The sequence below is a fragment of the Streptomyces sp. NPDC001137 genome (genome assembly GCF_040298885.1).
Taxonomy (GTDB): Bacteria; Actinomycetota; Actinomycetes; order Streptomycetales; family Streptomycetaceae; genus Streptomyces.
Map to the genome: position 1 here is coordinate 62,600 of NZ_JBEPBA010000033.1, position 14,440 is coordinate 77,039.

At 72.3% G+C, this 14,440-nt stretch carries 12 protein-coding genes; 7 read left to right on the top strand and 5 right to left on the bottom strand.

Going from position 1 to position 14,440, the window contains the following annotated elements; genetic code table 11:
* Window positions 1–40: 40 nt before the first annotated feature.
* Window positions 41–550 carry an antibiotic biosynthesis monooxygenase gene (locus ABT254_RS41510; protein ID WP_351482612.1) on the top strand — a complete coding sequence of 170 codons (510 nt, stop codon included), beginning with the start codon at window positions 41–43 and terminating at the stop codon, window positions 548–550.
* A gap of 177 nt (window positions 551–727) precedes the next feature.
* Window positions 728–3,049, top strand: a complete 2,322-nt coding sequence (locus tag ABT254_RS41515; RefSeq protein WP_351482669.1) for a SpoIIE family protein phosphatase — start codon at window positions 728–730, stop codon at window positions 3,047–3,049.
* A 20-nt stretch (window positions 3,050–3,069) separates the two neighbouring features.
* Here the strand turns inward: ABT254_RS41515 and ABT254_RS41520 are convergent, their stop codons facing one another.
* Window positions 3,070–3,753, bottom strand: a complete 684-nt coding sequence (locus ABT254_RS41520) for a peptidoglycan-binding protein (protein WP_351482614.1) — start codon at window positions 3,751–3,753, stop codon at window positions 3,070–3,072.
* Between the two features lie 194 nt (window positions 3,754–3,947).
* On the opposite strand from ABT254_RS41520, the gene ABT254_RS41525 reads away from it, so the two are divergent.
* Together ABT254_RS41525 and ABT254_RS41530 are read left to right on the top strand one after the other, a co-directional pair.
* Window positions 3,948–4,613, top strand: a complete 666-nt coding sequence (locus tag ABT254_RS41525) for a TetR family transcriptional regulator (RefSeq protein WP_351482671.1) — start codon at window positions 3,948–3,950, stop codon at window positions 4,611–4,613.
* A gap of 155 nt (window positions 4,614–4,768) precedes the next feature.
* A complete protein-coding gene (locus ABT254_RS41530) occupies window positions 4,769–5,182 on the top strand; it encodes a Zn-ribbon domain-containing OB-fold protein (RefSeq protein WP_351482616.1) in 414 nt (137 codons plus the stop codon).
* 7 nt (window positions 5,183–5,189) lie between these two features.
* Here the strand turns inward: ABT254_RS41530 and ABT254_RS41535 are convergent, their stop codons facing one another.
* Window positions 5,190–6,533, bottom strand: coding sequence for a Gfo/Idh/MocA family protein (locus tag ABT254_RS41535; RefSeq protein ID WP_351482618.1), 1,344 nt, complete (start codon window positions 6,531–6,533; stop codon window positions 5,190–5,192).
* A 187-nt stretch (window positions 6,534–6,720) separates the two neighbouring features.
* Here ABT254_RS41535 and ABT254_RS41540 point away from each other — a divergent pair, with 187 nt between their 5' ends.
* Window positions 6,721–9,498 carry a hypothetical protein gene (locus tag ABT254_RS41540; protein ID WP_351482620.1) on the top strand — a complete coding sequence of 926 codons (2,778 nt, stop codon included), beginning with the start codon at window positions 6,721–6,723 and terminating at the stop codon, window positions 9,496–9,498.
* Between the two features lie 63 nt (window positions 9,499–9,561).
* On the opposite strand, the gene ABT254_RS41545 is transcribed toward ABT254_RS41540, so the two are convergent.
* Genes ABT254_RS41545 through ABT254_RS41555 form a run of 3 tightly spaced genes read right to left on the bottom strand, consistent with a single transcriptional unit; the run spans window position 9,562 to window position 11,949 of the window.
* Complete coding sequence (locus ABT254_RS41545) at window positions 9,562–9,948, bottom strand: PPOX class F420-dependent oxidoreductase (RefSeq protein WP_351482622.1); 387 nt, start codon at window positions 9,946–9,948, stop codon at window positions 9,562–9,564.
* Between the two features lie 23 nt (window positions 9,949–9,971).
* Window positions 9,972–10,715: a type 1 glutamine amidotransferase domain-containing protein gene (locus ABT254_RS41550; RefSeq protein ID WP_351482624.1), complete on the bottom strand. Its 744-nt coding sequence runs from the start codon at window positions 10,713–10,715 to the stop codon at window positions 9,972–9,974.
* A gap of 55 nt (window positions 10,716–10,770) precedes the next feature.
* Window positions 10,771–11,949 (bottom strand): MalY/PatB family protein, encoded by a 1,179-nt coding sequence (locus ABT254_RS41555; RefSeq protein ID WP_351482626.1) that lies wholly within the window; start codon window positions 11,947–11,949, stop codon window positions 10,771–10,773.
* A gap of 159 nt (window positions 11,950–12,108) precedes the next feature.
* Here ABT254_RS41555 and ABT254_RS41560 point away from each other — a divergent pair, with 159 nt between their 5' ends.
* Complete coding sequence (locus tag ABT254_RS41560; protein WP_351482628.1) at window positions 12,109–12,939, top strand: SAM-dependent methyltransferase; 831 nt, start codon at window positions 12,109–12,111, stop codon at window positions 12,937–12,939.
* Between the two features lie 148 nt (window positions 12,940–13,087).
* Window positions 13,088–14,437, top strand: coding sequence for a S1 family peptidase (locus ABT254_RS41565; protein WP_450753076.1), 1,350 nt, complete (start codon window positions 13,088–13,090; stop codon window positions 14,435–14,437).
* The last annotated feature ends 3 nt before the right edge of the window (window positions 14,438–14,440 follow it).

The following is a 14,440-nucleotide window of genomic DNA, read 5'->3' on the forward strand; positions in this document are numbered from 1 at the left end:
GCGCAGGCGCGATCCGGTCACCACGGTGCTGACCTGACAGGTGCGCCCCGGCCGGGAAGCGGAGTTCGAGGAGTGGACCCGTGGCATCACCCGCTGCGCCAGTCGCTTCCCCGGCAACGAGGGCGTCTCCTGGCTGCGTCCCGAGGACGGCCCCCGGTACCACGCGGTGCTGCGCTGGTCCGATCCGCAGCGTCTGGCGCAGTGGCTGGAGTCCGCCGAACGGGCCGAGTGGCACGCGCGGATCGGGGGGATCGCCACGGAGGTGGGCGACGAGCGGCAGTCGACCACCGGGATGGAGACCTGGTTCTCTCTGCCGGGCACCACATCGCAGTCCCCGCCCCGCTGGAAGATGGTGCTGACCACGTTCCTCGGCGCCTATCCGTTCACCCTGCTCATCCAGTGGCTGGTGACACCCCGCACGACGGCCTGGCCCCTGCCGCTCAGGGCGGCGGTGTTCCCCGTCGTGCTGCTGCCCGTGCTGACCTACCTCGTCATGCCGCTGCTCAGCCGGCTGCTCCGGCTGTGGCTGTACCCCCCGCCCGACGACTGACGGGTGCGGACGGGCCCGCGTCCACCCGACACACCGGATCTTCTCCTTTCGAGTGAAGCCGGATCGGACTGGACCACGATCGAAGCCGCCCTGTTGTGCGATGCTCGACCCGTGACGAGTAAGCACGCCACACCGGCGGAGTCGCACACCGCTGCCGACACCGTCGCGCTGGCCCAGATGGTCGCCAGACAGCGCGCCGAGATGGACCGGCTGCGCCACCTGGCGGCCATGTCGGCCGTCCTGGAGCAGGCCAAAGGTGTGGTCATGGCGCTCACCGGCTGCTCCCCCGGTGCCGCGGAGGAAGAGCTGCAGCAACGGGCGAGGACCGGCGGCCGCACCGTGCTGGAGGAGTGCTGGATCACCCTCGGCAGCCTGCCGCCACCCGGGGGCCCCGCCCCTGCCCCGGAGCCCGCCGCCCTGGCCGAGTCCGCCGTGCAGCCCTCGCGGGAGGCGGCCGCCGACCGGGGTTCCGCGGCGCTCGCCGCCCTCGGCAGGGAGCTCGTCGAGGTCACCACCCCGCAGGAACTCGCCTGCTGCCTGCTGGAGCAGCTCGCGCCCGAGGTGGGCGCCGCCGCGGTCATGATCTACGCCCGACCACCCGCCGGAGGGCTCGAACTGGTCGGCCACGCCGGCATCGACGCCACCCTCGCCGTCCAGTGGCAGCAGATCCCGCCGCTGAAGGGGTTCCCCGCCCTCGAGGCCCTGCGGGCGGGCGAGCCGCTCTGGCTGGAGGACGCCGCCGCGGACCGCAGACGCTACGTGCTGATCGGGAACCCGTCCGACCACTGGGCCTCCCGCGCCTGGCTGCCCGTGCCGACCGGCGCCTCACCGAACGTCTGCATCGGGATCCTGCGCGCCCGAAGCGGGCCGTTCAGCGAGAGCGAGCGGGCTCATCTGCAGGCCGCCGCCCGGCTGTGCGCCGGGCGCCTGCGGGACTTCTCCACCGGTCCGCAGGCCGCCCCTGACGCCGCCGCGGCCGTGCAGGCCATGCAGACCGTCTTCGAGGCGCTGCCCGGCGCTGCCATGCTGCTCACCCCGTTGCCCGGTGCCTCGGGGGTGATCGACGACTACCGCATCGACGCCGCCACCGCGCAGACCGCCGACGTGGTCGGCGGCACCGGGCCCGAGCTGGTCGGCCGGCGCTTCCAGGAGGCCTGCCCGGCCCTGGCGGGCGAGCCGCTGTGGCAGGGCCTGCGCAGCGCCCTGACCACCGGAGAGCCGTACGAGAGCGCGCCGTTCGCGCACCAAGAGGTCGTGGACGGTGTCGTGGAGCTGTCCACGTACACGGTGCGGGCGGCCCGGCTGGGCGACGGGCTGTTCGTGACATGGGTGCGCCACGGCTCCTCGGACCGGCAGGAGCAGCGCCTCGCGGACGTGCAGCGGCTGGGCAGCCTCGGCTGGGCGAGCTGGAACCTGGTCACGCACGAGGCCACCTGGTCCTCGCACGTCTTCGAGCTCCTCGGCCGCGACCCCGGGGAAGGCCCGGTCGGCCTCACCGACCTGCCCGGTCTGGCGCTGCCCGAGGACGCGCCCGCGCTGGCCCGCGCGATCGGCGAACTGCTGGGCGCCGGCCGGCCCTTCGACGTCCCGTTCCGCATCAGGACGGCGGACGGGCTGCGGCATCTGCGGGCCGTCGCCGAGGTCGTGTCCGACGCCGCCGGTACGCCGGTCGAGGTGCACGGCGTCGTACAGGACCTCACCGCGCAGCGCAGCGCGGAGCTCGCCCTCGTCGAGAGCGAGCGGGCCGTCCTCACCCAGCACGACGTGCTGCGCGCCGAGCGGACGCTGGCCGGCCGGCTGCAGCACGCCCTGCTGCCCCTGCCCACCCGGCCCGTGCGCCTGGCGGGACTGCGTGTCGAAGTCGCCTATCTGCCCGCCCAGTCGGGCACCCACGTCGGCGGTGACTGGTTCAGCGCCATCGAACTGCCCGACGGGGACGCCCTCTTCGTGGTCGGCGACGTGGCCGGCCACGGCATCGACGCGGTCGCCACGATGGCCCAGCTCCGCTTCACCGCCAAGGGCATGGTCATCACCGGGTCCTCCCTGACGGGAGCGCTCGCCCGGCTCAACACGCTGCTGCTGCACTCCCGCGGACCGCACGGCACCGCGACCATGGTCCTCGCCCGCTACTCCCCCGCCGAACGCCGGCTGATCTGGGCGCAGGCCGGCCACCCGCCGCCCCTGCTGCTGCGCGACGGCCAGGCGCACTATCTCGAGCGCCCCGGCGGCATCCTGCTCGGCGCGAGCACGACACCGGACTTCGCGGAGGCGGAGTTGTGCCTCGCACCCGGCGACCGCGTCCTCCTGTACACGGACGGACTGGTCGAGCGGCCCGCGGAGGACCTCGACCGGGGTCTGAAACGGCTCTCCGAGGCCGTACTCGGCCACCACACCGACGAGCCCGGCTCCCTGGCGCCGCTGCTGGCCGCGATGCTTGAGGTTGAGCGCCGGGACGACGTCTGTGTGCTCGACATCCGGGTGCCGGCGGATCCGCAGTAGGGGGCGGAGCCTCCGCGGTGTCAGCCGGTGCCGGAGGCCGTGCGGGACTCCAGTGCGGCCCGGGTGTCGTTGCCGTAGACGCCGGTCTCGTCGCCCCGGATGCCGTACCAGAGCTGGAAGCGGGCCACCGCGGCCTTGAGGGTGGCGTCGTAGGTTCCGCCGGTGGAGCCGCCCGTGTAGATGTCCGGGACGCGCAGCAGGCGTTCCTGCAGATCGGTCACGGCGGGCCCGCTGTCGCCCTCGCGGAGGGTGCCCGCGCCGTCCGGGTCCGAGGCGGCGGAGGCAGTCGCGGTCGGCTCGGCGGAGGCGGTCGCCGTCGGCTCGGCGGGCGCCGCGGGGCGAGGCTCCTGCGCGGCGGCGGCGTCGTTCCGGTCGTGCAGCAGGAGGGCGCCGCCGAAGCCGATGAGCGCGGCCGCGGCGACGGCGATCGTGACGGCCGCACGGCGCAGTCCCGGTCCGAACCCGAAACGGCCGTCCTCGCTCGGTGGGCTGCCGTGGCCGGTGCGCACGGGCGGGAGTTCCTGTGTCTCGCCCTCGTCCCAGGACCGCGGGTCCGGCACGGCGACGGGCTCGAGGCCGCCGGTGCCCTGCTCCATCTCCTTGAACAGCTCCGCCAGGGCGTCGGTGCTGCGCGGGCGCAGGACCCGGATGGGCTCCAGCGGTAAACGGTCCTGCGGTGACCCGGATGTGGGCGGTATGGGCACAGTGCTCTCCTTCCGTCCCCGTTGCGGGGCCTCCGCCGTTCCCCGGGGAGTGATACGCGTCCTGCGCCGCGACAGTTCAGCAGCCCCACAGGAGGACACTCAGTTCCCTTCGGCAGCGCACTGAGTGCCATCCGTGCCGTCCGGATGCTACTTTCCCGTTCATGAAGACGGAGCCGACTCCCACGCGCCCACCCATGCGGGACGCCCTGGTCGCGGCGGCCTTCCACCTGTTCCTGGAGCGGGGCTACGAGCAGACCACGGTGGACGACATCGTGGCGCTCGCCGGCGTCGGTCGGCGGTCGTTCTTCCGCTACTTCCCCTCCAAGGAGGACGTGGTCTTCCCCGACCACGAGCGGTGCCTGGCCGAGATGACGGCGTTCCTCGCCGACAGCGGCGAGGAGGACGAACCGGTGCAGAGGGTCTGTGACGCGGTGCGGATCGTGCTCCGCATGTACACCGAGAACCCGACCTTCTCCGTGCAGCGTTACCGCCTGACCAAGAAGGTGCCCGGACTTCGGGCGTACGAACTCTCCGTGGTGTGGCGCTACGAGCGCGCCTTCGCCGACCATCTGCGCGGCCGCCTCGCGGGCCGTCCGGACGGGACGCTGCAGGCCGATGTGATCGCGGCGGCGGTGGCGGCCGCGCACAACAACGCACTGCGTTCCTGGCTGCGCTCGGACGGGCAGGGGGACGCGAGTGCGGCCCTCGACCACGCCCTGGGGTACGTACAGCAGGCCTTCACCACGCCCCCGGTGCACGAGGACGAGGAACCCGACGACGTGGTGGTGGTCGTCTCCCGGCGTCGCGCACCGCTGTGGCGGGTGGTCCAGGAGATCGAGAACGCTCTCGAGCACGACTGACCGGGAGTCGCATTTTGAGGGTACGCAGTGTCTTTACGTATGACACTCAGTGCCATACATTGATGCCGTGCACGGTGGCACGGCGACCGCGCACGTGCGTGCACGGTTGACCCGCGCACGCGGGATTCCGGGCCGAGCGCAGGGAGTTGACCAGCGTGTACCACCACTCAGGAAACGTTGCTCGTCAGACAGCCGGCTCCGCGGCAGGCGTGCTCGATCCCCAGGCGCCCGATGCGGACACCATCGTCTTCCAGCGCTGCACCTGGTGCGGCACCGCGATGTACCACCGGCTGCTGTGTCCGGTCTGCCAGGGCGGTGACCTGCGGACGGAGCGCAGCGAGGGTGTGGGCACGGTCCGCCATGCGACGATCGTGCACCGCAACACCCCCGCCGCGCGCAATGTGTCCCTCGTGGAGATGACCGAGGGATTCGTCGTGCGAGGCAGGGTCATGGGCCCGCTGATCGGCATCCACAGCGGTGACCGGGTCCGGCTGTCCACGGCCAAGGACCCCGTCCGCGGCGAGCCGGTCTTCCAGCTGATCGACGAGCCCTACCGCGCCTGGTCCTGACGCCCCCTCAGCTCTCCCACACCCCGGGGACCAGATCCCGTACCGCCACGGGCCGTCCCGTCTCGAAGCACCGGTTGGCGGCGAGGCCCACGGCCAGGGCGAGGGCGCCGTCGCGCTGGGTGGCCGTGGGATGCGCGGCCGCGCCCTGATCCGGCGCACCGGGGCCCACGGGCCCGAACAGCGCGTCGAGCATACGGGGATCGCCCCCGCCGTGAGCCTCGTGGGCGGCGTCGAGCGGCACCTCGACCGGCGGCCGCCACAGCGGGCGCCAGGTGAGCCGTGCACCGCCCGCGTGCCGGGCGGCCGTGTCTCCGTGCAGCGCGCCGCTGTTCGAGGCGACCGGCGTCCGCGGCTGCGCCCAGCGGCTCTCCTCCACCTCCAGTTCAAGACGGCCTGCGCTGCCGTTGAACATGACGCGGTAGCCCTCCCAAGGGGAGTAGGCGGTGAGGTGGTAGGTCATCGTCGTCCCGCGCGCGTAGCGGACGAGGACGGCCATGTCGTCCTCGATGTTGACCGGCCCGCCGAAGACGTTGCGGTCGCGGAGGTAACCGTCGTCCCCCTCGGCGTCCAGATACAGCGCGCGCAGGGTGTCGTTGCCTGCCAGGTCCAGCGCGAAGGGGTCGTCGGCGGCCGGTGCGGCCCCGTGGGCGCGGTCGTAGTCCCGGCGCAGCCCGTGGCGTTCGCCCGCCTCGGGGCCGTAGAAAGCGAGCCGGCCGTAGCCGAAGACCTCGTGCGGCTCGTCGGCGAGCCACCAGTTGACCAGGTCGAAGTGGTGGCTCGACTTGTGCACCATCAGCCCGCCGCTGTTGTGTTTCTCGCGGTGCCAGCGGCGGAAGTAGTCGGCGCCGTGCCGTACGTCGAGGACCCATTCGAAGTGCACGGAGAGGATCTCGCCGATCGCGCCGTCGGCGAGCAGCGCCCGTACCTTCTCGTGCACCGGGTTGAAGCGGTAGTTGAAGGCGACGGTCAGCGGGTTGCCGGTCGCCCGCACCGCGTCGAGGATGCGCGCGCAGCGGTCGGCGTCGACGGTCATCGGTTTCTCGGTGACGACGCGGCAGCCCGCCCGCAGCGCCGGGACGATGTAGCGGTCGTGTGCGGCGTCGACGGTGGTGACGACGACCTCGTCGATGGCCTCCTTGGCGAGCATGTCGGTGAAGCGGTCCGGTTCCCACTCGGTGGCCGCGGGTTCCCCGGCGGCGGTCAGCGCCCGGTTGTGGAAGGCCATCCGGGTCGGGCTCGGGTCGCACAGGGCTGCCACGCGGTGGTCGGGGCGGGCGGCGAGTCCCCGGACGAAGGTCTGGGCGCGGTGGCCGGTGCCGACGACGGCTGCGCGCAACGGTGTTCGGCTCATTGAGGGGTCCTGTCCCGCAGGCCCGCCGCGCATGCCTCGTCGCCGCGGCCGGCCCGACCGCATCGACGGGCCCCGGCGGAATCGGCAGTCACAGGCAACCCACAGCTCCCTCCTGCCGTCCTCTGAAACGCGTGACGCCTCCGACTGACCAACGGGGCGCATCTGCTCGGTACTTGAGGAGGGGACCTTGTTCCGTGCCCGGCGAATATGGGTGGCCGCTGCGGCGGTGCTCGCGGTGGCGGGGGGATCGCCCGGTTCGGCCCAGGCGGCACCACCGTCGGACGCCAGAGCGTCAAGCACGGCTGCCGACCGGGGCGATGGCCTGCCACCCGGCTGGCGGATCGCCGGCAAGGGGGACGCCCGGCAGCTCGTCTGGCGTTCCACGGCCCCCGTGCCGATGGCAGACGCCCGCGTCGAGTTCTACTCCGGGGACCGGATGCTGGGCGTCCCGCAGCCGGACCGGGACGGCCGCACGTTCCGTCTCGGTCTCGGGCGAGACGGGGCGGCAACCGGGCTGACGGACCTTCATGTGCGCAGCGGCGGGCGCGAGTTGGACTCCGCGGGCCATGCCGAGACCCCGGGCGGACGGCGCTTTGCGGCGGCTGCGCCGCCCGCCCGGCTTCCGGCGAACTCCGTGGATCCCGGGAAACCGGGCCGGTACACCACGACCACCGGCGAGTACGACCTCGACCCCGTGAAGCTGCCCGGCTTCCCCCAGCCGGTCGAGATGCGGGCCGTGGTGGTCGCCCCGAAGGGCGCCACCGGGCACCGGCCGCTCGCCCTGTTCCTGCACGGCCGCCACTCCACCTGCTACACCCGCAGGGACGTGACCGGCCAATGGCCCTGCCCGCAGGGCACGAAGCCGATCCCGAGCCACCGGGGCTATCTGCGTGACCAGCGGCTGCTGGCGTCGCAGGGCTATGTGACGGTGTCGATCTCGGCCAACGGCATCAACGGCCAGGACGACGCGGCCGAGGACGGCGGCGCACAGGCCCGCTCCTCACTGGTCCGCCGGCACCTGGCGCGCTGGGCCGACTGGGCCGCCGACCCGGGCTCGTCCCCCGCGGCCGTCCGCAACGCACCGCCGGCCGACCTCTCGCGCGTGCTGCTCGTCGGCCACTCGCGCGGCGGCGAGGGCGTCAACCGTGCGGCGATGGACAGCCTCGATCCGCCGCCCGCCGCGCAGGACGGCTACCACGGCCCGGTGCGCTGGCACATCCGCGGCACTGTCCTCATCGGACCGACGGTCTTCGGCCAGAATCCGGTCGCGGACCTGCCGTCGGCGACGATCCTGCCGGGCTGCGACGGCGACGTCTCCGACCTGCAGGGCGAGATCTACGTCGACGGCACCCGCGCGGTCAGCCGGGGTGCCGCGCTGCACAGCGCGGTGTACGTGGTGGGCGCCGACCACAACTTCTTCAACACCGAGTGGACCCCGGGACAGGCCCAGGCGCCCGCCGAGGACGACTTCTACAACGACCCGGACCACCGCGACCCGGTGTGCTCGCCGGGCACCGCGACCCGGCTCACCGCGAACCAGCAGCACAAGGCGGGCAGCACCTACATCGCGGCGGCGGCCCGGCTGTTCGTCGCCGGGGACGACCGGGTACGGCCGCTGCTCGACGGCTCGGGCAGGCGGGCCCCCTCGGCCGATCCCGCGCGGGTGCTCACGCACGCGGTCGGGGCGCACCGCGAGGGCGGGTTCCTGCCGGACGGCAAGGTCACGGTGACCGGCGGGCGGCTGTGCTCGGCCGTCGATCCGGACGACCACGTGGCCTGTCTGGGATCCCGCACGAAGGGTGCCTCACCGCACTTCGCACGGTGGGACACGGACCGTGAGGTCGGCCGGCGCGCGGTCGCTCTGCACTGGTCGGCGGCCGGCTCGGCGGTCCGGGTGCGCCCCGATGCGCCGGTGTCGCTGGGCGGTGCGAAGGACCTCGCGCTGCGTGTGATCGTGCCGCCCAACTCGACCGGCACCAAGCTGGACGTCCTGCTCACCGACACCCACGGCAGGAAGGCCACCCTGGGCCGCACCGTCGTCGAGGGACTGCCGGGCACGGAACGGACCGCTTCCTACTGGGCGCGCGAGGTGCGCGTCCCCCTGTCGGCGGCGTCCCGGGCCGGTCTCGACCTCCAGCACGTCAAGTCCCTTGAGCTGACCCCGCGTTCGCGCTCCGGGAAGGCCTGGCTGATGGACGCCTGGGGCTGGCGGCCGGGCACCCCTGCGGTCCATGAGGCTCATCTGGCACGCGTCGACATGGGCCGCACGACCGTCAAGGAGGGCGACTCGGGCGTCCGTACCTACCAGGTGCCGGTGCAGGTGACCGGACAGGGCAGCGGGCAGGTGCGGGTGTACGTCGTCGACCCGGTCACCGGCAGGGCCAAGGCACGCCTGGTCACGGTGCGTCCGGGCGGCCACGACATCGACGTACCGGTGGAGGTGAAGGGCAACACGCGCTACGCCTACGACGTGTACCACACGGTGATCGTGAAGGCGGTGCGCGGCGCTGTCATCGGCTCCTACAGCGGTGGCGTCACGGTGCAGAACGACGACCCGATGCCCGCGATCACCGTGACGCCGGTGGCGGACCGGGTGACCGAGGGGAAGCCGCTGAAGTGGAAGGTGTCCCTGTCCGAGACCGCGGACGTGGACCTCAGCCCCATGTTCGTCGTCGTTCCGGTCACCGGCGGTCCTGAGCTGTCCACCAAGGACGTCGACCCGGCGTGGCTGGCGGGCGCCTCGGGCGAGTCGCCGAATCCGGAGCGTCCCCTGTCGCAGATCAAGTACCTGTACGTGGGAGCGGACGTGCCCAAGGGGAAGCTGAGCGCGGAGGTGTCCCTGCCGACGGTCAAGGACCGGGTGACGGAGCCGGCCGAGTCGGTGCGCTTCCAGCTGATGAACGACAACGGTGATCCGCAGCCCGGCGGGCCGGTGCTGACCGGAACGGTGCTGGACGGCTCGTAGACCGAGGTTCGCCGTCGTGACGGCCGCGCGGTCCTCCCGGGGGACCGCGCGGCCGTACGCGTCTCAGGGCTTCAGCGTCACGCGGATGCCGACGGTGCCCTTCAGGCCTCGGCGCAGCCTGCTGCCGAGCAGGGTGAGGCGGCCCATGATGCCGTACTTGCGGGCGATGAGCTCGCGGTAGCGGGCGACGGTCGCCTCGTCGCCGATCTCCGCGGTGGCGGGCAGCTGCGCGCCGGTGGGGTTGCCGCGCAGGTCGCAGGGGCCGACGAGGATGTCGCCGCGAGCGCGGATCCGCTTCACCTTCCAGGAGTCGGCCGCCGTCCACACCCCGAGCGTGTCACCGTCCCGCACCACCCACACCGGGGTGGCAACCGGCGTGCCGTTCTTGCGGTAGCTGGTGACCAGCACGTACTTCCCCGCCCCGAGCCGCTCCAGCGCCGTGTTGTCCATACCCGAAATTCTAGGCAGACGGCTCACACGAGGAGCTGGATAAACCGGCGGGCGAAAAGATACGCGTCCCCCGGCCACCGCGCCGACAGAAAATTGCCGTCCTGCACGACAAAGGCGTAGGTGTCGTCGTCCGCCGTACCCCTCTGGGTCAGAACCCGGGGGCCCCGCTCGAACTGTTCAGTCGGCTCGGCAAGAGCACAACGCACCTCGTCCTCCACATATGCCGGGTACGTGCGGTAATACCGCCCGAGGCGCCACGCAGTGGTCAGATAGGCCGTGCGCTCCATGTACTTGGGCAGGCAGGTCGTGCGCCGGTCGGCGAGGACACTGCGTCCCGTGCCGGGGTCGCGGGTGCGAGCCAGGACGAGCACCCCGTGGCAGATCGCACCGACCGGCCGCCCCAGCGCCCAGAACCGGGCGACCTGCTGTTGCAGCTCGGTCGAGCCGAGGTACTGGCGCATGCCGGGCGCGTGTCCGCCGGGCAGCAGCAGCCCGTCGTACTCGGTCACGTCCACGTCGGCCCAGGCGGCCGTGGCGGTGAACTCGGTTGCCTCGGTGAGCTGTTCGTAGAACCGCTTGGGTTCGTCCTCCGCGCCGAGCTGCCCGAAGAGCACGCCGGTCAGCAGCCGCGGATCGGCCGCGGGCCGGGTTCCGGCGCGCTCGGTGGCGAAGACGACCTCGTGCCCGGCGTCGGTGAGCAGCCGCCAGGGCACGGCGACCTCGGTGACGTCGAAGTCGTGGTCGGGGAGGGGGATCAGCACACGCATGGGGCCATCATGCAGGGGTGTCACGTGTCCATGACACCCCCACCCCGGTGCCGGTTCAGGCGAGTGCCGCCGCCATCCGCCGGACGGCTTCCGTGATCAGTTCGGGCGAGGTCGCCAGGTTCAGGCGTACGTGCCCCCTCCCGCCGGCGCCGAAGGGGATCCCCGAGTTCAGGGCCACCCTGCCCCGCTCCAGGAACACCTGCGCCGGATCCTCGCCGAGGCCGAGTGCGCGGCAGTCGAGCCAGGCCAGGTAGGTGGACTCGCCCGGGCGGTAGGCGAGGGCGGGGAGGTGTTCGGCGAGCAGGTCGGTGAGCAGCCGCCGGTTGTCGTCGAGCCCTGTGAGCAGCGCGTCGAGCCAGGCGGTGCCTTCGGTCAGCGCGGCCGTATGGGCGATGACACCGACGTGGCTGGGGCCGTGGCCGACCTCCTCCGGCATGCGGGCGAGGTCGGCGGCGGCCGCGGGTCCGGCGATCGCGAGCGCGGCCTTGAGGCCCGCCAGGTTCCACGCCTTCGACGCGGACATGAGGGACAGACCGCTCTCCCCGCCGGGAACGCTCAGGTACGGCACGAAGTCGGCGCCGGGCAAGGTCAGCGGGGCGTGGATCTCGTCGGCGACCACGCGGACGCCGTACCGGTCGGCGAGGGTGGCGACGGCGGCCAGTTCCCCGGCGGTGTGCACGGTGCCGGTCGGGTTGTGCGGGCTGCACAGCAGGTAGGCGGCCCTGCGACCGCCGGCGACCGCCTGCCGGAAGGCCTCTTCCAGGGTGTCGAAGTCGATGCGCAGATCCGCCCCGAGCGGAGCCTCCCGCACCTGCCGGTCCATGTGCTCGATGAACTGGTAGAAGGGCGGATACACGGGCGAGTTGACGACCACCGGGTCCCCGTGCCCGGTGACCAGCTTGAGCATCTCGACGACGCCGAGCATGACGTCGGGCACGATCGCGGTGCGTTCCACGGCGAGCCCGTCCCATCCCCAGCGCTTCTCGGCGAACCCGGCGAGCGCCTCGGCGTAGGCGGTGCCCGCCGGGTAGCCGGTGTCCCCGAGCGCGAGCGCCTCGGTGACGGCCCGAACCACGGGCTCGGCGAGGGGCACGTCCATCTCGGCCACCCACAGCGGCAGCACGTCGGCGGGGTAGGTGCGCCATTTCATGCTCGTACGACATCGCAGGCGCTCGAGGGAGAGTGCGCGCAGGGGGTTCGGTTCGCCGGACGTTGCATGTGGGGTGCTGGTCATGGGGCACAAGATAGGGGCTGCGGTGTGAGCAGGCACTGCCTGGCGGCGCCTGCGGGGAAAAGATCCGCGCCGCGCTCTCGGCAGACATCAACATGGCCGTCTAGATTGCGGTTTGACGTCGTACACAGCGCACCATCAGGCACTCCAGGAGCAGAGCCCGTGACGGAGAACCCGGCAGCCACCGAAGATCCCGCCGCGGCGCTGCGCAGCCGCATCGACACTCTGCGCCCGCACACGGCCCGGATCTGGAACTACTGGCTGGGCGGCGGAGACTACTACGAGGTCGACCGCATCGCCGGCGACCGGATCCGTGAACTGCATCCGGCCATCGGTGAGTACGCCCGCGCGGACCGTCTCTTCCTGGACCGTGCCGTGCGTCATCTGGTGACGGAGGCGGGGATCCGGCAGTTCCTCGACATAGGCACCGGCCTGCCCACCGCCGACAACACGCACGAGGTCGCCCAGCGCCTCGCACCGGATGCGCGGATCGTCTACGTCGACAACGACCCGCTCGTCCTGGCGCACGCCCGCGCCCTGCTCACCAGCTCACCCGAGGGCCGCACGGACCATGTGGACGAGGACCTGCGCAACGTCGAATCCATCCTGGAGCGCGCCGCCGAGACCCTGGACCTCACGCGGCCGGTCGCGCTGATGCTGCTCGGGGTGGTCATCTTCATCGGCGACGAGGAGAATCCGTACGGCATGGTGCGCCGGTTCATGGACGCGCTGCCCTCCGGCAGTCACCTCGTCCTGTCCCACACCATCACGAGCCCCGGGCTGTCGGAGGTGGACGAGGCGGTGCGGTTCTGGAACGAGCGCGGCATCCCACCACTGACCCAGCGCACCCCCGAGGCCGTGGCCCGTTTCTTCGACGGTCTGGAGCTTCTGGAGCCGGGCGTGGTCTCGTGCTCGCGCTGGCGGCCCGAGCCGGCGGAGGCGGGCGAACCGCGGGAAGTGGCCATCTACGGCGGGGTGGGCCGCAAGCGCTGAGAAGATCGCCCGTGCGCTGAACGCGACCGTCCGCGGCCACGTATGAAGGAAGGGCGCTCAACGACCGGAGGGCCCCGCGGTGTTCGCGCCGCGCGTTCGGGTTCGGGAGCCATGCATGAGGCACGCACGACGACGGATCGTCCGGCGAGTGACGCGACTGGCGGCCGTCGGCGGACTCCTCCTGGGAGGAGCGATGGTGACGCAGGCCGCCATGGCGAGCGAGACTCCCGCTACCTCCGCCCTCCCGCTCAAGGCCTCGGGAACCTCGGACAACCCCGGGGCCGCGCTCGTGGCCAAGCTGGGCACCTCTCGTACGGCGGGCACCTGGATCGGCGCGGACGGCCGTCCGGTGGTCGCGGTGACCGACGACGAGGCAGCGGCCGAGGTCAAGCGCGCGGGCGCCAAGGCGAAGATGGTGTCGCACAGCATGAACGAGCTCAAGGCGGCGGCGTCGACGCTGCGTGCCGCGCCCCGGGTCGCGGGCACGGCATGGGTCATGGACTACCGGACGAACCAGGTGGTGGTGCAGGCCGACAGCACCGTCTCCTCGACGGACTGGTCGAAGATGACCAAGGTAGCGGGCGGCATCGGCAGTTACGTCCGCATGGAGCGCACCCAGGGCACCTTCACCACTCGTCTCAACGGGGCGTCGCCGATCCTGTCCACGGGCGGGCGCTGCTCGGCGGGGTTCAACGTGACCAATGGGCAGAGCGACTTCATTCTCACCGCCGGGCACTGCGGGCCGACCGGGTCGGTCTGGTTCGCGGACAACCAGGGCAACCAGCAGCTGGGCAAGACCGTGCAGCAGAACTTCCCCGGCAGTGACTTCTCGCTGGTCCAGTACGCGACCGGCGCGGCGGGAGCGGGGGCCGACATCGTGGCCATCGGCAACGGCAACGGGGTGCGCATCACGGGGGTCGGCGATCCGGCCGTCGGGGAACGGGTCTTCCGCAGCGGCAGCACCAGCGGTCTGCACGACGGCGAGGTCAAGGGGCTCGACGCCACGGTCAACTACCCGGAGGGCACCGTCACCGGCCTCATCGAGACGAACGTGTGCGCCGAACCGGGTGACAGCGGCGGCCCGTTGTTCTCCGAGGGCATCGCGCTGGGCGTGACCTCGGGCGGCAGCGGCGACTGCACCTCGGGCGGGACGACGTTCTTCCAGCCGGTGACGAAGGCGATGCAGGCGCTCGGCGTCCAGTTGATCGTGTCGAAGCAGGCCGCCGCCGGGCAGGGTGCCTCACCCTCCTCCGCGCCGTCACCCTCGGCCACGCACAGCGCGATCGCACCCAGCGCGGCCTCGCCCGGCTCCTCGACTCCCGTGACGGGCATCGCGGACGGTTCGACGCTGCTGGCCCGGCTCACGAACCCGCAGAACGTCGGTCCCGGGATGCTGGTGATCGGAGGCAGTCTGCTCGCCCTGGTGGCCACCCGCTGGATCCGCGCCGAACAGGACCGCAAGGCGTACCGCCGCTACTACTCGGCCACGTGGGGGTGACGG

What these genes read in the sequence shown, in the direction of transcription:
- ABT254_RS41535 (WP_351482618.1), bottom strand. Translation starts at nt 6,533, where the DNA reads ATGAGCCGAACACCGTTGCGCGCAGCCGTCGTCGGCACCGGCCACCGC.
- ABT254_RS41525 (WP_351482671.1), top strand. Translation starts at nt 3,948, where the DNA reads ATGCGGGACGCCCTGGTCGCGGCGGCCTTCCACCTGTTCCTGGAGCGG.
- ABT254_RS41515 (WP_351482669.1), top strand. Translation starts at nt 728, where the DNA reads ATGGTCGCCAGACAGCGCGCCGAGATGGACCGGCTGCGCCACCTGGCG.
- ABT254_RS41555 (WP_351482626.1), bottom strand. Translation starts at nt 11,949, where the DNA reads ATGACCAGCACCCCACATGCAACGTCCGGCGAACCGAACCCCCTGCGC.
- ABT254_RS41545 (WP_351482622.1), bottom strand. Translation starts at nt 9,948, where the DNA reads ATGGACAACACGGCGCTGGAGCGGCTCGGGGCGGGGAAGTACGTGCTG.
- ABT254_RS41550 (WP_351482624.1), bottom strand. Translation starts at nt 10,715, where the DNA reads ATGCGTGTGCTGATCCCCCTCCCCGACCACGACTTCGACGTCACCGAG.